Genomic DNA, 14278 nt, shown 5'->3' on the forward strand with positions numbered 1-14278 from the left:
GATCGGTAGCGATGCGTAAAGTTGACACGCCGAATATGTCATATTCGGTACGCGATTGTGTTCTATTTGAATGTGCCAGGCCTTCGCATCTACCTTGACTCAAGACTCTGATATTTCCGCTTTCGACTCAGATGACACGACTTATTTGCGGCTCATCGATTCAATATTGCACCACTTTCACCGGTGAAAGCCTGTATGCAATTAGTAGAATACTGCACCGAAATTTCTGCGAGTAATTTTGTGAACATAATTTTTATTATTTGCGTAAAAATAAAAAATAAAATATGATGTTGCTTTATCGCGGCGTAACGGTATGCCGCTTTCACCGGTGAAAGTGAGGATGGGATGACTGCCAAGATTGTGACGATATTCAACCAGAAGGGCGGTTGTGCTAAAACGATGACTACCATGCAGGTTGGTGGTACTTGGGGCATGCTTGGATTGAAGGTTTGCATTATCGACATGGACCCACAAAACACGGCCAAGTTATGGAGTTTGCAAGCAACTGCTGAAGCTCCATTCCCAGCTGAAGTGCTGAATTTTGCGCCGCTCGGTAAGAACTTCATTCACAAAGTTGAGCAGCTAGTAGATAAGTACGATGTCATCCTAGTGGATTGCCCACCGGCGATTGAATCGCCAGTACCATGGACATCGCTTCTGATTGCTGATTACGCCGTGATCCCCGTCATCCCTGTTCTTGATAACGTATGGGCATCGAAGATAGCTGAAGATCTTATTATTAAAGCACGCGACGAACGTCCTAACGAAGTGCTGGGCGCGACGTACCTTTTAAGTGTGATGCGAAAAGGAAAAGTGTTTGATACTTGCCTTGACTCCCTTAAAGAGGACAGCAAACTCCCAATCATGAGTTCTAAGGTCGGCATGCGGAATGCTTACCCAGAGTGCCAGGCTTACGGATGTTCTGTAGGAGCCTTTGGTGCATCTGTAGCAAAAAATGAAATCGAGGCGGTTGCCTATGAACTGGCGAACCAAGTTGGTCTGAATCTCAAAAAACCCAAGGCAGCTAAGAAATGAACAAGATTAAAAAACAGGATTTATCTCAGCGGATGCGCTCTGCAGTCTCGTCTGCGCCCACTTTGAATAATCGGTTTGCACACGCTGCTGCTAGGGCGGAACTCAATCCAGTGCTTCCTGCCTCTCAGCCTCAAGAGGAAGCCACGACCCAGAGTGCTCCTGTCGAAACAATTCATGCGACAGTGCCTGCTGCACAAGCTACAACAGCCGCACCGGTCTTGGTTGCTGGCGGTGGAGTATTGCGTGAAGTTCCACTCGATCAAATTGAACCGAATCCCTTTAATGCGCGGCACATCTATCGGCCAGAGCGAGTGAATGAACTAGCGACCAGTATTGGCGCTAATGGACAAGAAACGCCGGGCTCAGCGGTGGCTGTAGATGATAAGGTAATTCTGATCGCTGGCCACTATCGCTGGAAGGCTCTCAAGCGCCTTGGTCGTCCAATGCTGCTGGTTGTTTATCCGCCTATGAGCGACCAAGAGCTATACGCAAAAAGCTTCCGTGAGAATCATGATCGCGAAGAAGAAACTGCGCTCGATAATGCATTGGCGTGGCGTAACCTGATTGATAAAGGCGTGTATTCCAGTGAAACCGAAATCGCAGAAGTAACCGGCTATTCACTGCCATCGATCAATAAAACAATGGCTATTTTGGGATTGCCAGAACCCATCTTGGCAATTGTGCGTGAGAACCCGGTACAGTTCAAAGTTAGTTTGCTATATGAATTGAAGCTGTTCGCTGAATCGGCACCGATTGAACAAGCTATCGAATTGACACAAGGGATCTTGGCAGGGGAGGTGAGTCGTAAAACGATCACCGACGCACGTGAAATTTACGAGAAACCAAAAACTGCGCGTAAGCAGAAAGAAACGTCGCGTGCATATAAGATTACGCGCGACGGTCGTGATATCGGATCTATGAAAACGTGGGATTCGGGTCGAGTATCTTTCGATGTAAAGATTATCGATGCCGTAGAGCGCCAGAAGCTAATCGCAGAATTACGCGATCGCTTTGGCCTAACAGAATAGTCCTACAATTTTAGTGACCATATAAAAACGGAGTCGGTTCTAAAAAATCGACTCCGTTTTATTTGTTAGATTAGGAGTTGTCGGCAGCAAATAGTCCAGGGCCTTTGTTCATCTTGGCTGCCTTCTTTTGTTGCTGAAGCTGGAGTGTCACGAAGGCGCCGAAACTTTGATGCACGATTGGCTCTTGCAGGTGGTCAATCAGCTCATGAGTTTCAATACCAAGTCTGGTGGCAAATAGGGCGGAAGTAGATAGGTTTGCAAATGCTCGGGCTAACTTATTTTGATCGTCGGCTGACATTGCTTCGAAGGCCTCCCAGCCGGCGTCTGCGTCACGTTTCTGCTTGGCTGTGAATTCTCTATCTGCCGACTTTTCTCGTACTTCTTTCGCGTTGGCGCCTGCCAGACTATCTGCTGCCGTTATCGCTTTACGCTGGCGGAGATCTTGATCCAGAGTCCCTATGATGTAGCCTTCGCGTAATGCTTTCATAAAGTAACCACTGACCCGAATCTTAATCTTGCCGGCAGCAGCAGCGTGGCGAGTGTAGTCAATGGCTTGCTGGATTACTTCATCAGAATAACGAGCTCGGTCCTTGATGATTTCATCGATATCCGCGTGGCTTAACCCAATCTCGTTCCTGAGCGTCTCATATAGTGTTTTCAGAATAACCAGGGCAGCCTTTTGTTCGTCGGCACGATTGTTTTCGTCCCACACAAAACGAACTTCGTTTACCTTTTTAGAACCTGGTACATTTTGAGTGACCATAGTGATTTCTAGACCAGTCACCTCGTGGATTTCAGCGATCGCAACGTCGAGAACGCGTGATCTGAAGTGTTTGAACAACTCGTACGTTTTTTTGTTGCACTCCAACCATATCCGGAGTGTTTCTAACCCAAACCAAGGTGTTGCACCTTCTTGCATGTAGGGCTGTAGGCGGTCATACAAAATTTTAGTGTAGACCGATTTGAAGACGTATCGAAGCGCTAAAAAGTGCGTAGCACGTGGGTCACGAATGACCAATTGCAGTTCCTCAGCTAGATCGAAGATAAACCGACCATTGCTTATGCGTGCTGTCCCCATCAATGGAATAGAACCCCATGGATACGTGTTATCGGATTGGATTTCAGTCCCATTGAGTTCAATAGCAGCCATTTGCGCTTCGCGAATCAGACGTTTGATGTGCGCTCGGTTATCGCTTGTTGTGCCAAGCAACCACTTAAACAGACCCAGTTCAATTGAATAGGTCTTTTTTACTTCGCTTTCAGTAGCTACGATGAAATAAGCAACATCGAGCAATCGGCGGCCTGCCAGTGACAAATCAACGATTTGAACCAAAGCGTTATTGCGACGATACCCGAGACTGGTGGGGGCACTGGTAATGCTTTTGCTTTGCTGTGAAAGAGAGTCAAACAGCATTAGTGCTAGTTGTCGGTCATCGTTCACAGTTCGATCCTTGGTTTTGTTCGTCAGATTCATAGTGACAGATAGTGACTGGAAATAGTCACCGTGTCAAAACACAAACAGTGACTTTGTGTCTGATTCGCGAATTTAATGTTCTGAGTCTTTTGTGTTATCCACAGAATTTTGGCCGTAAGTTAGTTTTTTTTAAAAACAAAACATACATACAGAGGAATCGGCTTTCTTTATAAAACAAGGACTTAGTGAAGAAAGGTCACGTTTACGATGAGCAAGGTCACTAGATTTGTAGAGATAGGTCATTTTCTGTAGCGCAAGGTCACCGTATTTGTTGTAGGGTTCCGATTCTGGGAATACGAAGGTCACTATATTTGTAGGGCAAAGACACTGTATTTGTTGTCGCTAAAAATGAACGCTAAAAGGTGAATTTTTGATAAGTTTCAGCCTTAAAAATGTACTTTTTAAAAATATTGGTATTAGGTCATCAGCGCGTGGCCAGCATTTGAGGACTGAAAGGTCACTAGATTTGTTGTTGGATTTGAAGAACGGCGGTTATACACCTGTTTTTTTCTCGGTTTAAATTGAAAAGGTCACTAAATTTGTTGTGATTCGTTGGGTATAGCTTGTGAAGCTCGCGGGAATTCTATTGTCTGGCGCCAGAACTACTACAAATTTAGTGACCTTTCCATGTTAATGCGGGTTTCAATGAGAGTGAGTATTCACAAATTTCCTACAAAAACAGTGACTTTGACCTGCTTGCGTGCCTCAAAAACATAACTTTGTGATTCACCGGTACAAAAAGCGTGACTTTGCCGTTGAGTTTTGGAGGCTCGTTAGTTCTGACTGTATGCGTAAGGTCACTGTTTTTGTTGGCCGCATAATTGGCAGGAAACGCCGTCAGGTACTAGGTGCTTGTGCTGGTCGACATCATGGATGCCATGGAGGATATTAGCTGCTGAAGATCTGAGGCACATAAATGCGTGTCGTTTGCCAGTATCTGCTTGTACAGAAGGCTAATGATTCGAACAGCATCGGCCGGAACTATCGGTACTGGAATGATCGGTCTTCCAGTCTGCCCCATTCGAACAAAGAAGCCGCCGTCCTGCACTTTGCAGTCCATGAACTTATCGTGCGCTGGCCCGTGGCCAGTGAACTTCACGCCCGGTAGTTTGCGTTCAAGAACCGCAAGCAGCTGGTACATCTCCGCTGGTGACAACTGAAAGACCAACTTGCTCTGCCAGTTGTACGTCGTGCGGTCAGCTACTGTCAGGCCACGCGCGCCATCAACCTGTACGGTGAACAGGTTTGTCTTGCGCGTTCGAGCCTCGCTGATTGTTAATGCTGCCGATTGACCGAAAATCTTGAAGCTGTAAGAATATTCACCTAACTAAAAAGTAAAGAAAAATTTCCTAACTCACTGTTTTAAAGGAGGATTCCATGCTGTTTACATTTATTATGGATTATTGCTATAATAAAATATAGTTCACCTTTGAAAGTGTAAACATTAGTCCCTACTTCGTTAAGTCAATTCGGTTGTCCACGGGCGAACATCTCCCGATTCTATGCTGCCGCGCCACTGGCCTCCCCCTACACAGCCCAACCCTTTGGTCGCTAACCGAACTGCGAGCTACTAACCAAGCGAGTGCCACCATCCAGCAGGCGCTTCGTTCCTTGATGGTGCTTTACATTATTCTCGACAAGCTGGATGTTCACCTGCCCGATCGTCTTGAATCGGGCCAGCTGTTAACCTTGGTTGAAGTTGAAGAACTAGCAAACAAGTGCAAATTTACGCTACAGGAACTCAGTCCCGATACGGACAGCAAGGTATTTCATTTGCATCAAAAAACTTCTGAGACCGTCGACCCGCTCACCGCTGGAATGCGTTTGCGGTCTATTCGAAGCTATCTCGATTGGCTAACTAAAGATACTCTTTTGCGAATCGGCCCAACACATCCTCGTTTTGCGGGGCTGCGAGCTATTTCCGACATAGTGCTGGGTGCCATTGACGCACGTACGCCTGGCGGCGGGGGACGCAATACTGTTGAGGCTCGCGAAGGTATCCCCTCTGCTGCTCTTGAGCGACTCATCGAAGTCATTCACCCGCATTCGTCGGAAAATCCATGGAAGAACGCCCATGCGCAATTACGCAACTACCTGATACTCCGCTGGCTTTTATCGCTCGGGATACGCCGGGGGGAACTGCTGACATTGAAAGTCTCAGACATCAATTTTCAGACGAACGAGGTTTTGATTCCTCGACGGGCGGACGATCCTGCTGACCTACGTGCCCAGCAGCCACGCACGAAAACGAACGACCGTCTACTCGCCCTTGATGAAGATCTAGCCGAGCTCACGCGACGTTATGTGATGAAAAATCGCCGCGCAATCAAGGGAGCTCGAAAGCATGAGTTTTTGTGGGTAGCCAACGGTAGCGGTGCCCCCTTGAGCCTCTCGGGGTTCCATAAAATATTCATTACTCTGCGTGAACGGGTACCAGACCTACCTAAGTCGCTGTCCGCTCACGTGATGCGCCACACATGGAACGATGTGTTTTCAGCGGAGATGGATTTGGCCGGCGTGTCTGAGGCAGAAGAACACAAGATGCGCACCCGCCTCATGGGCTGGTCGGACACCTCGTCAATGGCAAGCGTCTATACCCGTCGCCATATTCGGAAGAAAGCGAAGGACGCCTCTTTGGCCCTGCAAGCTAAACTGCGCCTGGGAGAGAAGAACAATGGCATCTGATCTTGCTATCTTGATAGCTTGGGATACCACGCTACTGCCCAAGTCTGTGACGACGAAGGGAGGTGCAGTGTTCAACCCGCAGGATGATCTTTGGAACTTCCGCGATGGATTGGACAATATTCGTCTAGACTACTCTGAGCTGCCCATGACCGAGGAATTGCTTCGTTCCTTTAAGTGCACGCTGATTTGGTTCGCAGAGAACCGCTCCGCGCGCTACATGGAAAGTGTTTTCCAAGAGTTCTCGTTCTTCGTCGAAAACCTGTACGATTCGGCTGACGACGCCCTAAGCGTCATCACTGGCACCGACGTGTTAAATCAACGGGCGGCCTTTGGACACCGCCTAAAGCAGGTGGCCTCAGTACTCCGCAAATGGACGGGTCTTCGACTCCCAGGCGTGTCGAACGACGTCATCTCAGTACTGGATCAGATTCGAACAAAAGGCGCGCCGACTGGCGTGGCGGTCATGACGCTCGACCCAATAATGGGTCCATTCTCTCCTATTGAGCAGGCCGGTATACAGGATGCCTTAAACGATGCGTACAGTGCCGGAAAGGTGACCGAAGAAGCGTTCTTGTTGGCTTGGCTTTTTATCGCTTTGGGTTCTCGGCCTGTCCAAATTTCCGCTTTGAAGGTCTGTGACCTGTCGCGGACAGTAGCACCGGATGGGACTGAGGCTTATGTCCTTCAAGTGCCTCGAGCTAAGCAACGTAACGCTTCCCCACGAGACGCCTTCAAGGCTCGCCCTTTGGTAAGTCAAATCGGCAAGCCACTGTATGCCTATGCCAAGAAGGTTAGAGCTCGCTTTGATGGTAAACTCGCTGATACGGGGCAGTCACCTTTATTTCCGGTGCAGGAACAATACGAAGCATCTTGCAATATTGAGGGCTGGGCGAAGTTTCACCGTAATCGTTCTGGGCTGCAGGAAACTCTGAAGACAGCGTTGGACAAGCTACAAGTGATGTCCGAGCGCACCGGCGAACGCCTCAATATGCCGCCTATCAGATTCCGGCGAACGTTTGGTACCAACGCAGCCCAGGAAGGTCACGAGCTTCTCGTCATTGCTGAGCTCCTTGACCACTCCGGCACGGAAAGCGCTGGCGTCTATATTGCTGCGCCCCCCGAACTCGCTGGTCGTATTGACAAAGCAATCGCTCTTCAAATGGCTCCCCTTGCTCAGGCTTTTCGTGGACATCTCATCAAGAACGAATCAGAAGCCACACGAGGAGCCGATGCGCGCAGTCGCATCGTCGACCTTCGGATTGATCGCAGCGCATCTCCTATGGGCTCATGCGGTCAACACAGCTTCTGCGGCTTTTCCGCGCCGATTGCCTGTTACACCTGCAAGAGCTTCGAGCCCTGGTGGGACGGCCCCCACGAAGCCGTCCTTGACCACCTTCTGAATGAACGTACTCGAGTATCGGACCCCCGCATTAGTGCGGTCAACGACCGAACGATTTTGGCCGTCGCCCAAGTAGTTCAACTTTGCCGAGTGGTGAAGGAGGGCACCAATGGCTGAGGTGCTACTCTTTAAGCCAAAGTCGGAGTGCGACGCAGAAGCGAATTTGAGGGACTTTGTCGAGTTTGCCAAGGAGAAGCTGACCACGTTCAGTTCCGATTTGGACTTTGAATCCGATGAATGGGACGTCACAGCAAAGGCATCATTGAAGGCGCGAAACACTACCCTGCGCTTGCGCTTTACTTGCTTCCCGTCTGGCCGCGGCAAGAGAGACGGCGTACCAATGCCGGAGCCATTTAAGTCCTTTGCCAAGGCCTATTTAAGAAACCATCATGCCCTGAGCGAGGCCAAGGTAGGGGCACACACTATCGCTGCTTTACGCGCACTCGCACAAGCCTTGCAGGATGTTGAACCGGTTGCTTCGCCTACCATGACCACCCTGCGTCACTTCCAGCGAGCCTCGCAAATTCTGACCGAGCGATTCCAGAACCCGGATAGCTCGCTCCTTTACTTAGAACGCATCTCGCAATTCCTCGCAGAGAATCATCTGGTTTCGACGCCTATTGTGTGGCGAAAAGCGAAACCGAAGACTTGGAACGGTATGTTACGTGTCGGCCCCGAGTTTGACGCCCTCCGAAATGCTCGGCTTCCATCAGCCGATGCTCTTAGTGCCATCGCGGAGATTTTCCATGTCGCGAAGGACCCGTCAGATATCTTCGTGACCAGTGTATGCGCCATTCTGTCATCAGCCCCTAGCCGGATCAACGAACTGTTGCATATGCCGTTTGATTGCGAAGTGCAAACAACGGATACTGATGGGCAAGCCACGTACGGTCTACGCTGGCTGCCATCCAAAGGCGGAGAAGCCCAAGTTAAGTGGGTCGTGTATTCGATGGCTAGCGTGGCCCAAGAAGCCGTGGCAAATCTGCGTAAGCTATCCAAAGAAGCTCGAGCTGTTGCGCTCTGGTATGAGAAGAATCCCGACAAACTTTATATACCGGAGCATCTCGAGCATTTGCGGACCAAGGTGCGCCTCACGAACCCGGAAGTCTGTGCCGTTGTCTTCCGGGATCCAGCTAATATCAAGCGCGACGAACAGCGTGGCGCAGCTTGGTGCGCCACGCACCATATCGAGTCCCGCTGGGAGGGTGGTAGTCGTGAACAAGGTGGATGCAATACGGTTGCGTTTGCTGACGTAGAGCGGGCTGTGCTGGCACTGCTGCCGTCCGGTTTCCCTATTGCGAACAAGGAAACCGGTCTGCGCTACAGTGACGCGCTTTGCCTAGTGCTTCGCAATGAGATGAGTGCAAAACACACCACCTATCGTTGTGCCTTTATGTTGGTCGGTTACGATTTCGTGCGGGTCCGCCTAGTTGGCACGCCGCTCATAAAAACTATTTTTGAGAAGTTTGGATATAGGGATGCTAATAAAGAGCCTCTGCGCCTGACCACGCACCAGTTCCGACACTATTTGAATACCATTGCGCAGATGGGCGGATTGAGCCAACTGGACATCGCAAAGTGGAGCGGCCGTGCGAAGGTCGCGCAGAACGCAGTATACGACCACCAATCCGACCGCGATGTGCTTGCAATGATGCGTGCTGCTATCGGAGATGAAAAAAAAATGTTTGGCCCTCTGGCGCACATCCCGAAGAACACGCTCATCACTCGCGACCAATTTGCGTCTTTAAAGGTTCTCACCGCCCATACGACAGACTTCGGGTACTGCATCCACGATTTCTCGATGTTGCCGTGCCAAATCCATCGCGACTGCCTTAATTGCGACGAGCACTTGTGCGTCAAGGGTGACCAAGTGCGCGAACAAGCCATCCGCCTCCATCGAAGCGAGACCACCGCTCTGCTCGACAGTGCTAGGAAAGCGTTCGGCGAGGATGAGTTCGGCGCCAACCGGTGGGTGGAGCACCAAAGCTTGACGCTCCAGCGTCTGGACCAACTGTGCGCTATTTTGGATGACCCCGCAGTGCCGGACGGCGCCATCATCCAACCAACTGGTGTGATCTCGGCCTCCCGTTTGGAACAGGCGCGCCAACAACGTGAATACTCAGGCCTGAGGGTTGCCAGCAGCCCTGACTCTACCGGAAATCAAGCATGACACGAGCCAAGAATCTTTCGACCGTCGACATTGAAGCCATCGTCAAAATTTTGGATGGATGGTCGGGCAAGCTAACCTGGGACTTGCTCATAAAGGCGATCGCCCGGCGCAGCAAGGCGGTCTACACCCGTCAGGCCCTGAACAACCATGAGCGCATCAAAAACGCGTTCGCGCTCCGCAAGAGTGCGGTGACAGGAAAGCCGGGAAGCAGTGACATAAAGGGCGGATCATCTTCTGAATTACAAGCCGCGCTGGAGCGGATAGCGAGACTTGAGGGCGAGAACCAGCGGCTGCGGATGGAGAACAACCGCTTCATGGAAAAGTTCGCTACCTGGGCGTATAACGCACACTCACGAGGACTTAATGAAGCATTTCTGTCGCAGCCCTTGCCGATTGTTAACAGAGAAGTTACCAAATAGGCTAGGGCCCTCGACGAGCGCCTTTCGTAGTACCCGCGAATTCTGCTCCCTTGGACATCCATCAATCCCTATATTGGCAGGCTGCTGAGAACACTGCTGGTGCCCACGGGGAAAAGCGAAAAATCTAAAGTTATCCAAGGTGCGTGCCCATGGCAAACAATCGCATATGTTCGCAGAGATGGCGGCTACATCAAGGGATACAGGACAGGCGACCACGAGCGTTTACTCGAAGGAAGTTCCGTGGGGTGAGCTCTCACCGCTTGAACAAAAAAAAATTGTCATGATGGTTTATTTTTTGCCGCAGATGAAAGAATTACACGGCGTAGGCGTTGGTATGGCAGTACACTCTGTTTGCAAAGATAATCCAGAATTATTGCGAGATTGACGGGCTACGGGTCCTAGATGAATAGGCGCAAATTATGCATCGTCGACAACATGTAAGGAACCTGCTGGAACAACGTAAACAACTACGCGAATCGCAGGCCTTGTTGTCATTTTAAGTCGGCTGCGCTCGACGGATGTCAGTCGAGCGCTTGCAAAGTCGACTTTCTTTACACTTCTTAGTGAATATAACTGTAATAGGGCGGGGCATTCGGATCTGTGCCTTCAGGGGTTGGCTGAAAGCCCAAGCCGGCCATGAATGCGAGGAAGAATTGCCTCTCCCGCGGATCAGTCATTGCCCGGTCGATCATGGTGATGACCGATTGGCCGTGATCGAGGAGGAGTTTGGCGATTTGCACCTGGTCAAATTCGAAGCCCATTGCACGCAACTTTGATCGGATTGCCGGCATGTGCGCCGTGGAGACGAGTGAAAGCACTTGGCGTGCGGGCGTTTGGCCAGCGCCAAAGGCGAGGAGGGCGGCCTCGAATTTTTTCCCTAACGGTGACTGAGCAATGGCTACGAGCTGCGCCTTCGATAATGGTTCAAGACCAGCTGCTCGGAGCACGTCATGTATGGTCTGGATTTTCATTCTGGCGCTTCGCGTTGATGTAGGTATCGGTCGAGCGCTCAAGGGCGAGGCCGAGCTGCTTGGTGAGCGTAGCCTTCTCGGTTCCGAGAGTGATTTCCTGCACTGCGTAAGTGTTGCGCAGCGTGCGGCCGCCGGAACGCTTGACGTCGATCTTGGCGCTGGCCAGCGTTGATTTCACCTGCAGATAGACTGTCGTTGCATTGAGGCGCTTGCCACTGGGTGCAGGGAACGCGAGCGAGCCCGGGATTTGTAAGCGGCTGCGTTCATCAAGCCACGCGAGTACATCCTTTACCGCTGGTGGCCGGAGTATTGTCGTGTGCTCGTAGCTGGTGGAATGCTTCTGCTGTGGGGTCAGTTCGATTTTATGCGAACCGTCCAGTTCGGCCTGTAGGCTGATTTCATCCACCAACAGCCCAAGGACTTCCGACACACGCACGCCAGCGAACAGCATCGTGAGCTGGATAGCGCGGTCGCGCCGCCGACGCCATTCTGCAGGCGCAAGGGAGTAGGGTAGGGCGGCCATGAAGCGTTCTATTTCACCAGCATTGAGAGCCACCATTGCCGTGTCTTTGAAATAGCGCTGCTGCTTCAAGGCGCCGAATATTGCATGTCGCGCCGGATTTGGCGCGATCTTCAAGTGGTGGTAGCAACGCTCGATCAGGCGAAGGTAGCGGTACGAGATTTTGCTATTGAGGTCTTGGACCTGGGTATTGCCCACGACGCTCCCCAGTTCCAGAAACATCAGCAGGTCGTAATGTGTGGCTTTGGAGAAGGGCACGCCGCGGCTGGCCAACCAGCGGGCGAATTTACCGAACATGAACTTGTAGACCTTTGCCCCCTCCGCTCGCATGGGTGTCTCGCGTGTTTGATCTGCAGGGCGAGAGCCGGTGCGAACGAATTCAATCGTCTCGACGAATTTGCCAAAACAGGAGATGGGGTCTGCATCCCATTGTTCGATTACAGAGTTCATGTGTTTTCTCGGCTGGTAGCCACATTGGCCACGAATTCAACGCCATTTTAGGCGATATTCAACTAACCGACATTTTACGTGTGCTTTTGATAGGTGCAAGCCGCTGAATTCTGAGGCCGTCCCTTTGTAGACGCTTTTGACTTTCTTCACTCTCTTTGTTCTCTTTGCTCTTTTGTTGCCGCGCAGAGGGCTGGCACGAGGCAGTGCTGGGGTTTATATCCGAAGTCAGCGGCTTAAGCAGGGTTTTGAGGGTATTTTTATAACCGTTGGTTAGTTGAATTTAGCTGATTTTCCTAAGCCAATTCGAACTATCTGGAAGGAGAGTGCTGGGCATGAGCAAGCATACAAACGCGAACATTCACATCGTAGGCGGCGGCCTCATGCTCTGGGCACGAAAACCAAAGGAGAATTGCTGAAGAATAGGAAGGCAACGGACCAATACGTCGCAAGAAGTGAGATCAAAAGTTATGAGAATTCTTAATTAGAGGATTACCGCAAAGATCCCATCAATTTGAAACTGAGATTCTAAAGACGAGCAAACTATGTCATTGTTTCTATGGGAATTTACTCAATATTCTCGCAAAAAACTGTGCAACTATGTGCGAAAATCCAGCAGCCCCATGCCTTTCGTGAGCTAATTATGACGTCATACTGAAGGCAGTAGAGTACCCAGTGTTAGTCCCCACGTTTTTTAACGCGAGTTAAAAGTAGAGGTTATTTGGCAAACGCCGATTTCTGTTTTGGCGTGAAGTCGCCGAGGCCCATATCGGGACGCTTGTGATTACACGTCCACATCCAGTCAATCTCAAAATCCTATACGTCAGTCAAACTGACGAATGCGTGGTGGGCTACTATGCCATTTGTAAAGATAACAACCCGACAATGCGGGTTGTTATCAGTCACGAACCTTAATTGCAAGTAAATACGTTTAAGCAGGAAGCAGCAGTAGTAAAGGTCCAGTTCTTGCTGATGCCTGTACCATTCGCCGTCCCCTTGAAAGATACCAAGTAGGTCGTGTTCGACTTAAATGGCTCATAGCCAACTACAAAAGCATTTGAGGAGGAGATTGCCTTGTCATTCGCACTAGTAAAAATGCGAGCCTTGATGGCCTGGGTGTGACCAGCCTCGGTGATGGTGAAAGACTCGATCGCCAAACTCAAACCCTCCTTGATTGCGATACTTACAGGATAGGTCGTACGGCGATGCGTATCATTGAGAACATCACTAATCTCGGTATAAGGGTTGGGGGCTTCTGGAGATGCGAATAGTGGGACCAGCGTCTGCTTATCTGCAGGATACACTCCGACGTAATCGCTGGAATTGCTCTGTGACTTCACGCCAAAGCCGAGATTGATAATCGTCGTCTGGGCTAAATCAGCCCCAACTGCTACCCCAATATCACGGATGCCTTGGTTCATGAAACCCTGCCGATGGTAGATCGTTGCGAGTAAGGTCTTAACGGCCGCAGTTGCACCTGCGCCAGCGCCATAGCTTCCCTCCTCAATGGCAGCTGTATTTACATAACCAGTAAAACTAACCCTATCAGCAACACGGATTCCGGTAAAGCCAGCCTTGGATGGGTCTTCAATGTGGAAATTTGGAATGTTATAGATCGGGTTAATCGAGCTCATATCAACAGTTCCACCATTGATGCTACTGTTCGACATTACATACGATAGGTGATTTCTTGCGGCCTTATCCAAGGGCGCGCTTTGAGTCAACAACCCCAAGCCCATCGCCGATCGAAAATTGTTATAAGCTGTAACGAAAGCAAATTCCTGCGACGAATCCGCATATGTGAGAGAGGGAACGGCTTGCTGGATATCTGCCGGCGTTACGGTCGGAGTGATAACCATAATCGGCGGTTGAACAGCTGGCTTAGTTGAGCTGCCAGTGTTTGAACCGCCACCACCACAAGCGGTTAAGCTCGATAGCGCAAGCAACGAAAGCGAATGTTTAATGGTGGAGTTCATGTGAATATTCCTTAAGTTAAAAGTAGATTTTTCTCTACCACAAGCGGCGGGTAAAACGACGGTGGTATAGGGGTAGTATCTAGCCACTAGGTACCAATGCAAGCGAGGTCCAGCTTTACGGAAATCAGCGTTGTTAGCTATTAGCCCACAAGAA

General features: G+C 50.3%; 11 protein-coding genes. 7 read left to right on the top strand and 4 right to left on the bottom strand.

All coding sequences use genetic code 11. The features are described 5' to 3' along the window. Positions 1–345 precede the first annotated feature (345 nt). Together GTP23_RS21290 and GTP23_RS21295 are read left to right on the top strand one after the other, a co-directional pair. Positions 346–1035 (top strand): AAA family ATPase, encoded by a 690-nt coding sequence (locus GTP23_RS21290; protein ID WP_161036983.1) that lies wholly within the window; start codon positions 346–348, stop codon positions 1033–1035. Beyond that, a complete protein-coding gene (locus GTP23_RS21295; protein ID WP_161036984.1) occupies positions 1032–2063 on the top strand; it encodes a ParB/RepB/Spo0J family partition protein in 1032 nt (343 codons plus the stop codon). Before GTP23_RS21290 ends, GTP23_RS21295 begins: the two co-directional genes overlap by 4 nt. 70 nt (positions 2064–2133) lie before the next feature. Here GTP23_RS21295 and GTP23_RS21300 read toward each other — a convergent pair whose 3' ends face one another. Continuing rightward, positions 2134–3504, bottom strand: coding sequence for a replication initiation protein (locus tag GTP23_RS21300; RefSeq protein WP_371866962.1), 1371 nt, complete (start codon positions 3502–3504; stop codon positions 2134–2136). Between the two features lie 1647 nt (positions 3505–5151). Here GTP23_RS21300 and GTP23_RS21310 point away from each other — a divergent pair. From GTP23_RS21310 to GTP23_RS21330, 5 genes are all read left to right on the top strand, one after another. Further along, positions 5152–6222, top strand: a complete 1071-nt coding sequence (locus tag GTP23_RS21310; RefSeq protein WP_229256228.1) for a tyrosine-type recombinase/integrase — start codon at positions 5152–5154, stop codon at positions 6220–6222. After that, complete coding sequence (locus tag GTP23_RS21315) at positions 6212–7738, top strand: site-specific integrase (RefSeq protein ID WP_161036988.1); 1527 nt, start codon at positions 6212–6214, stop codon at positions 7736–7738. Before GTP23_RS21310 ends, GTP23_RS21315 begins: the two co-directional genes overlap by 11 nt. Then, on the top strand, positions 7731–9791 hold the full coding sequence (locus GTP23_RS21320; RefSeq protein ID WP_161036989.1) for an integrase: 2061 nt from the start codon (positions 7731–7733) through the stop codon (positions 9789–9791). Before GTP23_RS21315 ends, GTP23_RS21320 begins: the two co-directional genes overlap by 8 nt. Next, the gene (locus tag GTP23_RS21325; protein WP_161036990.1) at positions 9788–10210 is read left to right on the top strand and encodes a hypothetical protein; all 423 of its coding nucleotides are present in this window, start codon (positions 9788–9790) and stop codon (positions 10208–10210) included. Before GTP23_RS21320 ends, GTP23_RS21325 begins: the two co-directional genes overlap by 4 nt. A 166-nt stretch (positions 10211–10376) precedes the next feature. Continuing rightward, on the top strand, positions 10377–10595 hold the full coding sequence (locus tag GTP23_RS21330; RefSeq protein ID WP_161036991.1) for a hypothetical protein: 219 nt from the start codon (positions 10377–10379) through the stop codon (positions 10593–10595). Between the two features lie 175 nt (positions 10596–10770). On the opposite strand, the gene GTP23_RS21335 is transcribed toward GTP23_RS21330, so the two are convergent. The 3 genes from GTP23_RS21335 to GTP23_RS21345 all read right to left on the bottom strand — a co-directional run bounded on the left by GTP23_RS21335 (position 10771) and on the right by GTP23_RS21345 (position 14124). Then, positions 10771–11181 (bottom strand): hypothetical protein, encoded by a 411-nt coding sequence (locus GTP23_RS21335; protein WP_161036992.1) that lies wholly within the window; start codon positions 11179–11181, stop codon positions 10771–10773. Next, positions 11159–12151: a tyrosine-type recombinase/integrase gene (locus tag GTP23_RS21340; protein WP_161036993.1), complete on the bottom strand. Its 993-nt coding sequence runs from the start codon at positions 12149–12151 to the stop codon at positions 11159–11161. Before GTP23_RS21340 ends, GTP23_RS21335 begins: the two co-directional genes overlap by 23 nt. A gap of 908 nt (positions 12152–13059) precedes the next feature. Next, on the bottom strand, positions 13060–14124 hold the full coding sequence (locus GTP23_RS21345) for a CAP domain-containing protein (RefSeq protein ID WP_161036994.1): 1065 nt from the start codon (positions 14122–14124) through the stop codon (positions 13060–13062). Positions 14125–14278: the final 154 nt, after the last annotated feature.

Origin of the sequence: Duganella fentianensis (assembly GCF_009857835.1) — a bacterium.
GTDB lineage: Bacteria > Pseudomonadota > Gammaproteobacteria > Burkholderiales > Burkholderiaceae_D > Rugamonas > Rugamonas fentianensis.

What these genes read in the sequence shown, in the direction of transcription:
- GTP23_RS21290 (WP_161036983.1), top strand. Translation starts at nt 346, where the DNA reads ATGACTGCCAAGATTGTGACGATATTCAACCAGAAGGGCGGTTGTGCT.
- GTP23_RS21295 (WP_161036984.1), top strand. Translation starts at nt 1,032, where the DNA reads ATGAACAAGATTAAAAAACAGGATTTATCTCAGCGGATGCGCTCTGCA.
- GTP23_RS21310 (WP_229256228.1), top strand. Translation starts at nt 5,152, where the DNA reads ATGGTGCTTTACATTATTCTCGACAAGCTGGATGTTCACCTGCCCGAT.
- GTP23_RS21315 (WP_161036988.1), top strand. Translation starts at nt 6,212, where the DNA reads ATGGCATCTGATCTTGCTATCTTGATAGCTTGGGATACCACGCTACTG.
- GTP23_RS21320 (WP_161036989.1), top strand. Translation starts at nt 7,731, where the DNA reads ATGGCTGAGGTGCTACTCTTTAAGCCAAAGTCGGAGTGCGACGCAGAA.
- GTP23_RS21325 (WP_161036990.1), top strand. Translation starts at nt 9,788, where the DNA reads ATGACACGAGCCAAGAATCTTTCGACCGTCGACATTGAAGCCATCGTC.
- GTP23_RS21330 (WP_161036991.1), top strand. Translation starts at nt 10,377, where the DNA reads ATGTTCGCAGAGATGGCGGCTACATCAAGGGATACAGGACAGGCGACC.
- GTP23_RS21335 (WP_161036992.1), bottom strand. Translation starts at nt 11,181, where the DNA reads ATGAAAATCCAGACCATACATGACGTGCTCCGAGCAGCTGGTCTTGAA.
- GTP23_RS21340 (WP_161036993.1), bottom strand. Translation starts at nt 12,151, where the DNA reads ATGAACTCTGTAATCGAACAATGGGATGCAGACCCCATCTCCTGTTTT.
- GTP23_RS21345 (WP_161036994.1), bottom strand. Translation starts at nt 14,124, where the DNA reads ATGAACTCCACCATTAAACATTCGCTTTCGTTGCTTGCGCTATCGAGC.